Source organism: Streptomyces sp. LS1784 (assembly GCF_020103755.1).
Classification (GTDB): Bacteria; Actinomycetota; Actinomycetes; order Streptomycetales; family Streptomycetaceae; genus Kitasatospora.
Genome location: NZ_JAHSQD010000288.1, coordinates 1 through 10,432, shown reverse-complemented (window position 1 = coordinate 10,432; position 10,432 = coordinate 1). Strand labels below are relative to the sequence as shown.

Sequence of the window (10,432 nt, the reverse complement as noted above, 5' to 3'; positions counted from 1 at the left end):
CAGATCGCCGCGCTGGCCGAGCGGGCCGGGCTGAGCCTCGCCCGGGCCGAGCGGACGGCCGCCGCGACGGTGCCGGCCCCGGCCGCCGGGGACTCCTTCAACCTCACCCCCCGTGAGCGGGACGTGCTCCGACTGCTCGCGCGCGGCTGGACCAACCGGCAGATCGCCGAGGAGCTGTACATCTCCCCGAAGACCGCGAGCGTGCACGTCTCCAACATCCTCGGCAAGCTCGCGGTCGGCGGCCGGGGCGAGGCGGCCGCGCTGGCGCACCGGCTGCGGCTGTTCCCGGACGACCTGGCCGCCTCGGGCCACTGAACAGGGTTCCACCACGGCCCCGGACCGGCTTCGGCCGGCCCGGGGCCGCTGTTCGTCCGTCCTGGCACCGGTGTTCGGGCGCCGCTGCGTGCTCCCGTGCGCGCCGCGTGAGCCCCCGCCCGCGCGCCGCCACCAACCGGGCCGATCCGTAGGAATCAGGGGCATTTCCCCACCCTTCCGCCATTACTCTAAGTTGAGTGTGCGTGTCATTGAGTGACGGAATTGGTGTAGGGTCCATTTTGGGAGCATCGGTACGGTGCGGCGACCAGCAGGCCGCCCACCCCCTGGGCCGCCGTCCTGGCGGGGCGCCAGGCCACCGCGTATGTCCGAGAGGTGCGCGGCCGGTGGTCCGTGGCCGGGGCGCGAGGCCCCGGGCCGGAGGGGGAGAGGCCGAGTGAGCTCCACCGAAACGGTGCTGCCCGGAACCGGACGGCCGGGCACGCCGCACACCGACACGTCCGCCGCCGACGTGCCCGCACCCGCCCGTCGCAGCCCGCTGCGTCGGCTCCGGGACAGCCGCGCGCTGCCCGGGTTCGTCCTGGGCGGGCTCTGCCTGGCCTACGCCGCGGGCGCCGCCGCCGGCTGGGGATCGCGCCAACTGTCCGCCTTCATGGGCGACTTCGGGCTGGCCGCGGCGGCCCTGGCGGCCGCGCTGTCCTGCCTGGTGTACGGCTGTACGGTCGGCGGGCACGCCCGCCCGGCCTGGCTGCTGTTCGGCCTCTCCTCGCTCATGGTCGCCTTCGGCAACGGCACCTGGGGCTGGTACGAGCTGGTCGTGCGCATCCCGCTGCCCCGGGGCTCGCTCGCCGAGTACGCCTTCCTGCTGTTCGCCCCGCTCGCCATCACCGGCGTCCTGGTGCTGGCCCAGCACCCGCGCACGGCGGCCGGCTGGCTCTGCCTGATGCTCGACGGCTGGCTGATCGCCGGCTCGCTGTTCACCCTCAGCTGGAGCCTGGCACTCGGCCGGATCGCGGCCGGCGAGGACGGCTCACCCCTGCGCCTGGCCCTCAACCTCGCCTACCCGGTGCTGGACATCCTGCTGGTCAGCCTGGTGGTCGGGCTGCGCTTCGGCGGTCGCGACGGCAACCGGGCGGCGGTGCACACCGCGATGCTGGCGCTCGCCGTCACCGTCACCTGCGACGCCCTGTTCACCTCCCCGGAGCTGCACAACACCTACCACTCGGGCGAACTGCTGGACGCCGGCTGGTTCTCCGGCAGTCTGCTGCTGGCCTGGGCGCCGTGGTCGCCGCGCTGGCGCCGTCCGCTGCGCGAGCACCCCTCGGCCGGCGGCCTGCCGCACCGCCGGGTGGCCACCACCTTCAGCGTGCTGACCCCGTACGCGGCCGCCGCGGTCTGCACCGCCGGAATCCTCTACAACGCCCTCGGTGGGCGGGAGTTGGACCGCGTGGTGGCCGCGGCGGCCTGCACCGTCGGGCTGGCGCTGATCCTCAGGCAGGGCGTGATGCTCCTCGACAACCTGTCGCTGGCCCAGGAACTTGCCCACAAGGAGGCGCACTTCCGCTCCCTGGTGCAGGGCTCCAGCGACGTCATCATGATCGCCGGCGCCAACGGCGTGCTCTCCTACGTCTCCCCGGCCGCGCTCGGCGTCTACGGGCGGGACCCGGAGGAACTGGTCGGCGGCAACCTGCTGGACCTGGTCCACCCCGAGGACGTCGGTCGGGTGCTCTCCGAGGTCCGCCGCTACCTCGCCAGGGCCCGGCTCGCCTCCCATCGCAGCCCCGGCACCGCCGAGCCCTCCGCCCGGGTCGAGTGCCGGATCAGCTCCGGCGCCGGCGAGTGGCTGCACGTCGAGTCCACCGTCAGCAGACACCGCGACGGCCTGCTGCTCAACAGCCGGGACGTCACCGAACGCGTCATGCTCCAGGCCCAGTTGCAGCACAACGCCTTCCACGACCCGCTCACCGACCTGCCCAACCGGGCGTTGTTCACCCAGCGGCTGCGGGCCGCCCTCGGCTCCCGCGGCCAACAGGGTGAGACGGGCGCCGGGATCGCGGTGCTCTTCCTCGACCTGGACGGCTTCAAGGCGGTCAACGACACCGCCGGGCACCAGGTCGGCGACGAACTGCTGGTGCAGGCCGCCCGTCGGCTCCAGGGTGCCGTCCGCTGCGGGGACACCGTGGCCCGGTTCGGCGGCGACGAGTTCGCCGCGCTGGTCTGCGGCCCGCTCGGCCGCCTCCAGGTCCAGGAGCTGGCCGAGCGGCTGCGCCTCGCACTCTCCGAGCCGTACTGGATCGGCGGCGCCGAACTCGGCGTCGCCGCCAGCATCGGCATCGCCTTCGGCAGCCCCGAACGCGGCCCGGCGGCCGACCCCAGGGTCGCCGCCGACGAGCTGATGCGCAACGCCGACCTCGCGATGTACCGGGCCAAGTCCGAGGGCAAGGGCCGGGTCGTGCTCTACACCCCCGCGATGCGGGCCGACCTGGAGCGCCGCACCGAGCTGGAGGAACGGCTGCGGCTGGCCGTCCGGGAAGGCGGCTTCACGTTGCTCCACCAGCCCGTGGTGGACCTCGGCAGCGGTGCGGTGACCGGCGTCGAGGCGCAGGCCCGCTGGCGCTCGGTGGGCGGCCTGCTGCTCACCCCGGCCGAGTTCCTGCGCTCGACCGAGCACGGCGACGCGGCCACCCGGTTCTCCCGCTGGCTGGTCCTGGAGGCGGTCAGCGCGGCCGTCGAGCGGCGCGGCCTGCCGGGCAGGGGCCGCGGCGCGCCGGTGCCCGTCCCGGTGGCCGTCCGGCTCTCCGTGGAGCGGCTCTGCTCGCCCGGCCTGTACGAGACGGTGGCCGCGGCGCTGCGCGACAGCGGACTGCCGGCTGACGAGCTGGTGATCGAGGTGGCCCGGATGGGCCCGGACTCGCTCGCCGACGAACTCGGCCGCAGGCTCTCCGCGCTGCGCGGGCTCGGCGTCTCCACCTGGCTGGCCGGGTACGGCGCCGGCGGCGGCTCGCTCGGCGCCCTCGCCCGGCTGCCGCTGGACGGGCTCAAGCTGGACCGCACGCTCGTCCAGGAGCTCGGCGAGTCCCCGCTCAGCCGCACCCTCGCCGGGCACGCGCTGCGGCTCGGCCGCGACCTCGGGATGGCCACCGCCGCCGAGGGGGTGGACCTGCCCCGGCAGGTCTCCGCGCTGCAGGAGCTGGGCTGCGGGCAGGCCCAGGGCTCGGCCTTCGCCCCGCCGCTGGACGAGCCCCGGCTGCGCCGGGCGCTGGCCCACCGGGGCTACCCGCTGCCCGTGCAGGCGGGCCCGCTCCCGGCCCGCCGTCCGTACCCTCCCGCCACTGGCAGCACCCGGACGAGTGGCCGGACGGGCGGTCGGACGGACGTCACACCGGGGCGTGGCGCACATCACGAAGGCGGCTCTGACCTGCCCGAACGCCGTGCCGCTACTGGTCCGTCGGGTGGTCCGCATGGCGAGACGGTCGTCCCACCTGCTTGACATGCCGCCCCGCACGGGAGGAAGGTCGTTGCCATGCGCACCCGAATTCTCGTACTTGGCGGGCGCGTCGGCTGAGTGGGTTCGTACGCCCTGCTCATGACAGACCGACGCGCCACCCCTCGCATGCCCTTGGGCACGAGGGGTTTTTTGTTGCACTGACGCTGTTCCACCTCTGCAAGACCCCTGGCCCCGACCGCCCGAGCAAGTCCGACTTGTCGGATCAAGCAGGACGATTGAGGCAGAGCCGGCGCTCGGCCCGGACCGGGACCCCACCCTCGCAGCACCGGGGCCCGCAGCACCGGGCCGGCAAAACCCGAGAAGAGACAGGCAGATGACTGAGCACGCCGCATCCCCCCGCCGCGGGGACAACCCGGCCGCCAACGCTCCCGCTCCCCAGCACGTCGTCGAGACCATGACCGGCGCCCAGTCGCTCATCCGCTCGCTGGAGGCCGTGGGCGCGGACACCGTCTTCGGCATTCCGGGCGGGGCCATCCTTCCCGCGTACGACCCCCTGATGGACTCCGTCAAGGTGCGCCACATCCTGGTCCGGCACGAGCAGGGCGCCGGTCACGCCGCCACCGGCTACGCCCAGGCCACCGGCCGGGTCGGGGTCTGCATGGCGACCTCCGGTCCGGGCGCGACCAACCTGGTCACCCCGATCGCCGACGCCTACATGGACTCGGTGCCGGTCGTCGCGATCACCGGTCAGGTCTCCTCGAAGGCGATCGGCACCGACGCCTTCCAGGAGGCGGACATCTGCGGCATCACGATGCCGATCACCAAGCACAACTACCTGGTCACCGACCCGGCCGAGATCCCGCGGGTGATCGCGGAGGCCTTCCACATCGCCGCCACCGGCCGCCCCGGCCCGGTCCTGGTCGACATCGCCAAGGACGCGCTCCAGGCGACCACCACCTTCCGCTGGCCGGTCGAGACCGCGCTGCCCGGCTACCGGCCGGTGACCAAGCCGCACGCCAAGCAGATCCGCGAGGCCGCGAAGATGCTGGTCGGCGCCAAGCGCCCGGTGCTGTACGTCGGCGGCGGCGTGCTCAAGGCGCAGGCCACTGCCGAGCTGCGGATCCTCGCCGAGCTGACCGGTGCCCCGGTGGTCACCACCCTGATGGCGCTCGGCGCCTTCCCGGACAGTCACCCGCAGCACCTGGGCATGCCCGGCATGCACGGTTCCGTCCCGGCCGTCACCGCGCTCCAGAAGTCCGACCTGCTGTTCACCCTCGGCGCCCGCTTCGACGACCGCGTCACCGGAAAGCTGGACGGCTTCGCCCCCAACGCCAAGGTCGTCCACGCCGACATCGACCCGGCCGAGATCGGCAAGAACCGCCCGGCGGACGTGCCGATCGTCGGCGACGCCCGCGAGGTGCTCGCCGACCTGATCGTCGCCGTCCAGGCCGAGTTCGACGCCGGCCACAAGGGCGACTACACCGAGTGGTGGGAGCGGCTCGACGAGTGGAAGAAGACCTACCCGCTCGGCTACGAGCCGGCCCCGAACGGGCAGCTCTCGCCGCAGCAGGTCATCGAGCGGATCGGCCGGCTGGTCGGCCCCGAGGCGATCTACGCCGCGGGCGTGGGCCAGCACCAGATGTGGAGCTCGCAGTTCATCCGGTTCGAGAAGCCGGGCACCTGGCTCAACTCGGGCGGCGCCGGGACGATGGGCTACGCCGTCCCCGCGGCGATGGGTGCCAAGGCCGGCCGCCCGGAGAGCGCGGTCTGGGCCATCGACGGCGACGGCTGCTTCCAGATGACCAACCAGGAGCTGGTCACCTGCGCCCTGAACGACATCCCGATCAAGGTCGCGGTCATCAACAACGGCTCGCTGGGCATGGTCCGGCAGTGGCAGACGCTGTTCTACAACCAGCGCTACTCCAACACGGTGCTGCACTCCGGCCCCGGCCACGACGGCGTCGAGCCGCCGGCCCAGGGCACCCGGATCCCCGACTTCGTCCTGCTGGCCGAGGCGATGGGCTGCGTGGGCCTGCGCTGCGAGCGCCCCGAGGACCTCGACGCGGTCATCAAGCAGGCGATGGAGATCAACGACCGCCCGGTGGTCATCGACTTCATCGTCCACCAGGACGCCATGGTCTGGCCGATGGTCGCGGCCGGCACCAGCAACGACGAGATCCAGTTCGCCAAGGGCGTGCGCCCCGACTTCGGCGACGATCTCGACTGAGCCCCGCCCACCCGTCGCCCACCGCCACCCTTCCTGGGGCCGGCTCCGCCGGACCCCTCCTGTGCGACTGAGGAATCCCATGTCCAAGCACACCCTCTCCGTCCTGGTCGAGAACAAGCCCGGCGTGCTCGCCCGCATCGCCGCGCTGTTCTCCCGTCGGGGCTTCAACATCGACTCCCTCGCCGTCGGCTCGACCGAGCATCCGGACGTGTCCCGGATGACGATCGTGGTCAACGTCGAGGACCTCCCGCTGGAACAGGTCACCAAGCAGCTCAACAAGCTCGTGAACGTGATAAAGATCGTCGAACTCGACCAGTCCGCTGCGATCCAGCGGGAACTGGTCCTGGTGAAGGTCCGCGCCGACAACGAGACCCGGTCGCAGATCGTCGAGATCGTCCAGCTGTTCCGTGCCAAGACCGTCGACGTGTCGCCCGAAGCGGTGACCATCGAGGCCACTGGCAGTTCGGACAAGCTGGAGGCCATGCTCCGGATGCTGGAGCCTTACGGCATCAAGGAGTTGGTCCAGTCCGGCCTGGTCGCCATCGGCCGCGGCGCGCGCTCCATCACGGACCGCTCGCTGCGCGCCCTGGACCGCAGCGCCTGACCGGCGCGTCTCTCCCTCCCGCCGCCCGCCACCGCCCTTCCGACGGCACGCCGGCGCGCGGCACCTTTCGAGCAAAGACCCACACCCCCGCCGGTGCGAATACGGTGAGTACCGCGTACCCGGCAACCATCACGCAAGGAGATGTGCCCCCGTGGCCGAGCTGTTCTACGAAGACGACGCCGACCTGTCCATCATCCAGGGCCGCAAGGTCGCGGTCATCGGCTACGGCAGCCAGGGCCACGCCCACGCGCTGTCGCTGCGCGACTCCGGCGCCGACGTCCGGGTCGGCCTGAAGCCGGAGTCCGCGTCCCGCGCCAAGGCGGAGGAGGCCGGCCTGCGCGTCGTCACCCCGGCCGAGGCTGCGGCCGAGGCCGACGTCATCATGATCCTGGTCCCGGACCCGATCCAGGCCGACGTCTACGCGGCCGACATCGCCCCGCACCTGAAGGCCGGCGACGCCCTGTTCTTCGGCCACGGCCTGAACATCCGCTACGGCTTCATCAAGCCCCCGGCGGACGTCGACGTCTGCATGGTCGCCCCGAAGGGCCCGGGCCACCTGGTCCGCCGCCAGTACGAGGAGGGCCGCGGCGTCCCCGCGATCGTCGCGGTCGAGCAGGACGCCTCGGGCAAGGCCTTCGACCTGGCGCTGTCGTACGCCAAGGGCCTGGGCGCCACCAAGGCCGGCGTCATCAAGACCACCTTCACCGAGGAGACCGAGACCGACCTGTTCGGCGAGCAGGCCGTCCTGTGCGGTGGCACCGCCGCGCTGGTGAAGGCCGGGTTCGAGACCCTGGTCGAGGCCGGCTACCAGCCGGAGATCGCCTACTTCGAGTGCCTGCACGAGCTGAAGCTCATCGTCGACCTGATGTACGAGGGCGGCCTGGAGAAGATGCGCTGGTCGGTCTCCGAGACCGCCGAGTGGGGCGACTACGTCACCGGCCCGCGGATCATCACCGACGCCACCAAGGCCGAGATGAAGAAGGTCCTCGCCGAGATCCAGGACGGCACCTTCGCCAACACCTGGATCGCCGAGTACAAGGCCGGTCTGCCCAAGTACAACGAGTACAAGAAGGCAGATGAGAACCACCTGCTGGAGACCACCGGCAAGAAGCTGCGCTCGCTGATGAGCTGGGTCAACGAGAAGGCCTGACCCTCCCCCGGGCCGTTTGCGGCTCCGAAACCGCCAGCGTCCGATTTTGTACGGCGCTTGTACAAGTAGGCTGCTCCCGTCCGAGTGATTTCGCCGGACGGGAGCAGCCCGCCACCCGGCCCGTCGATACACTCCGAGTGCGCGTCAGGCCCACAGCGTCGTGCGTCTACCTACGCGGCATGCCACCTTCCCCGCCCTCCACGCCACTCACGTGCCCGGGGAACCGGACAGTTAAGGACCCACTGTCGTGAGCAAATCCGTAGTTCTGATCGCCGAAGAGCTTTCGCCCGCCACCGTCGACGCCCTCGGCCCCGACTTCGAGATCCGCCACTGCAACGGCGCCGACCGCACCGAGCTGCTCACCGCGATCGCCGACGTCGACGCGATCCTGATCCGCTCCGCCACCAGGGTCGACGCCGAGGCGCTGGCCGCCGCCCGTCGGCTCAAGGTGGTCGCCCGGGCCGGCGTCGGCCTGGACAACGTGGACGTCGCCGCCGCCACCAAGGCCGGCGTGATGGTCGTCAACGCGCCGACCTCCAACATCGTCACGGCCGCCGAGCTCGCCTGCGGCCTGCTGATCTCCGTCGCCCGCAACATCGCCCCGGCCAACGCCGCGCTCAAGCAGGGCGAGTGGAAGCGCAACAAGTACACCGGCGTCGAGCTGAGCGAGAAGATCCTCGGCGTGGTCGGCCTCGGCCGGATCGGCGTCCTGGTCGCCCAGCGGATGTCCGCGTTCGGGATGAAGATCGTCGCGTACGACCCCTACATCCAGGCCGCCCGCGCCGCGCAGATGGGCGTCAAGCTGGTCACCCTGGAGGAGCTGCTGGAGGTCTCGGACTTCATCACCGTCCACCTCCCCAAGACTCCGGAGACCATCGGCCTGATCGGCGACGAGGCGCTGCACAAGGTCAAGCCGACCGTGCGCATCGTGAACGCCGCCCGCGGCGGCATCGTGGACGAGGAGGCGCTCGCCGGCGCCCTGCGCGAGGGCCGGGTGGCCGGCGCGGGCCTCGACGTCTACGCCAAGGAGCCGTGCACCGACTCCCCGCTGTTCGCCTTCGACAACGTGGTCGCCACCCCGCACCTGGGCGCCTCCACCGACGAGGCGCAGGAGAAGGCCGGCATCGCGGTCGCCAGGTCGGTGCGCCTCGCGCTGGCCGGCGAGCTGGTGCCGGACGCGGTGAACGTCCAGGGCGGCGTGATCGCCGAGGACGTCCGCCCGGGCCTGCCGCTGGCCGAGAAGCTCGGCCGGATCTTCACCGCGCTGGCCGGCGAGGTGGCCGTCCGCCTCGACGTCGAGGTCCGCGGCGAGATCACCCAGCACGACGTGAAGGTGCTCGAACTGTCCGCGCTGAAGGGCGTGTTCGAGGACGTGGTGGCGGAGACGGTGTCCTACGTCAACGCCCCGCTGTTCGCCCAGGAGCGCGGCGTCGAGGTCCGCCTGACCACCTCCAGCGAGAGCCCCGACCACCGCAACGTGATCACCGTCCGCGGCACGCTCGCGAACGGCGAGGAGATCGCCATCTCCGGCACGCTGGCCGGCCCCAAGCAGACCCAGAAGATCGTCGGCGTGGACGCCTTCGACGTGGACGTGGCGCTCACCGACCACATGGCCTTCTTCAAGTACGAGGACCGCCCCGGCGTGGTCGGCGTGCTCGGCCGCCACCTCGGCGACGCGGGCATCAACATCGCCGGCATGCAGGTCGCCCGCGACGGCGGCAGCGCGCTGGCCTCCATCACGGTGGACACCGAGATCCCGCAGGAGGTGCTGTCGGCCATCGCCGCCGAGATCGGCGCCCGCTTCGCGCGCTCGGTCGACCTGGGCTGATCCTCCCGGCTCGTACAGGGCCCGGACCACCGTTCGAACGGTGGTCCGGGCCCTGCTGCGTTCTGCCGGGTGACACCCGTCTCAGATACTAGGAAATCCAAGTATTCGTGCAGACACGGCCGGGGCGTGGCCGTACCGTGGAAGGGCCGTACGGTGTGCCGCCCCTGTAGCCAGGGCGCGCGGCCCGTGTACGCGTGCGCCTTCACGAGCAGGCGATCCCTGCTCCGCGCATACCCTCCGGCCCGTCGTGCCGCCGCCCCTTCCCGGGGCGCGCTGCGCGCGGCACCTCCTCCCTCCCGCGCTGTTCGCGCAGCGCCGCTTCCAAGGAGCCCGGTATGTCGCCGACCGCCGACCGTCACGCCACTTCCGCCCCCGCCGCCACCCCCGTCCGCGCCCCGCGCCGCCGCCGGGCCGCCGAGCGGAACCCCTTCGCCTCCGCCGCCCTGCAGCGCTCGCTGGACCGCCGGGACAACGGCGGCGTGACCGGCCATCACTGAGCGGTCATCACTGAGCGGCCGGCGCTGAGCGGGCATCGCCGAACAGCGGGCCTTCGGGCCGGGCTGCCGGTGGCGTTCATCCGCCCAATGGGCCGTACGGGTTGGCGGGACGTCACCCAGTAGAGTGCAACCTCGTTCCGTCCGAGGGAAGTTGCTCGTGCCCGTCGGCGCGATCATCCTAATTTGGGGCCCTCGGAGGGGTGATCGACGTTCGCGTGGGCGGACGTCAGCGACACGGAGTGCGGATCAGTCCCCCTGCCGGGGGAGAGGGCCCAGTGCGTCTGCCACCCGTCCGCCGACCCGCCGCCCGGATCGGCCTCACCCTGGTCCTGCTGGCCGCAAGCGCCGTCCTCGTCGCCACCCCGGCGGCGGGCGGCCCGCCGGCCGCGGGACCTCCACCGCCGG

At 72.2% G+C, this 10,432-nt stretch carries 7 protein-coding genes; all 7 read left to right on the top strand.

Annotated elements, in window-relative coordinates; genetic code table 11:
- The coding region (locus KS423_RS27450; protein WP_224282458.1) for a response regulator transcription factor at positions 1-315 on the top strand (315 nt) is incomplete at its 5' end.
- 394 nt (positions 316-709) lie between these two features.
- Positions 710-3,763 (top strand): putative bifunctional diguanylate cyclase/phosphodiesterase, encoded by a 3,054-nt coding sequence (locus KS423_RS27445; RefSeq protein WP_374120039.1) that lies wholly within the window; start codon positions 710-712, stop codon positions 3,761-3,763.
- Between the two features lie 331 nt (positions 3,764-4,094).
- Positions 4,095-5,948, top strand: a complete 1,854-nt coding sequence (locus tag KS423_RS27440; RefSeq protein ID WP_224282457.1) for an acetolactate synthase large subunit — start codon at positions 4,095-4,097, stop codon at positions 5,946-5,948.
- A 79-nt stretch (positions 5,949-6,027) separates the two neighbouring features.
- The gene (ilvN, locus tag KS423_RS27435) at positions 6,028-6,552 is read left to right on the top strand and encodes an acetolactate synthase small subunit (protein ID WP_049657946.1); all 525 of its coding nucleotides are present in this window, start codon (positions 6,028-6,030) and stop codon (positions 6,550-6,552) included.
- 151 nt (positions 6,553-6,703) lie between these two features.
- Positions 6,704-7,702 (top strand): ketol-acid reductoisomerase, encoded by a 999-nt coding sequence (gene ilvC / locus KS423_RS27430; protein ID WP_224282456.1) that lies wholly within the window; start codon positions 6,704-6,706, stop codon positions 7,700-7,702.
- A gap of 247 nt (positions 7,703-7,949) precedes the next feature.
- Positions 7,950-9,530, top strand: a complete 1,581-nt coding sequence (serA, locus tag KS423_RS27425) for a phosphoglycerate dehydrogenase (RefSeq protein WP_224282455.1) — start codon at positions 7,950-7,952, stop codon at positions 9,528-9,530.
- A gap of 335 nt (positions 9,531-9,865) precedes the next feature.
- Positions 9,866-10,027, top strand: coding sequence for a hypothetical protein (locus KS423_RS27420; RefSeq protein WP_224282454.1), 162 nt, complete (start codon positions 9,866-9,868; stop codon positions 10,025-10,027).
- The last annotated feature ends 405 nt before the right edge of the window (positions 10,028-10,432 follow it).

Bases quoted from the DNA above. Each gene is read 5' to 3' on its own strand.
- KS423_RS27440 (WP_224282457.1), top strand. From the start codon at position 4,095: ATGACTGAGCACGCCGCATCCCCCCGCCGCGGGGACAACCCGGCCGCC.
- KS423_RS27420 (WP_224282454.1), top strand. From the start codon at position 9,866: ATGTCGCCGACCGCCGACCGTCACGCCACTTCCGCCCCCGCCGCCACC.
- ilvN (WP_049657946.1), top strand. From the start codon at position 6,028: ATGTCCAAGCACACCCTCTCCGTCCTGGTCGAGAACAAGCCCGGCGTG.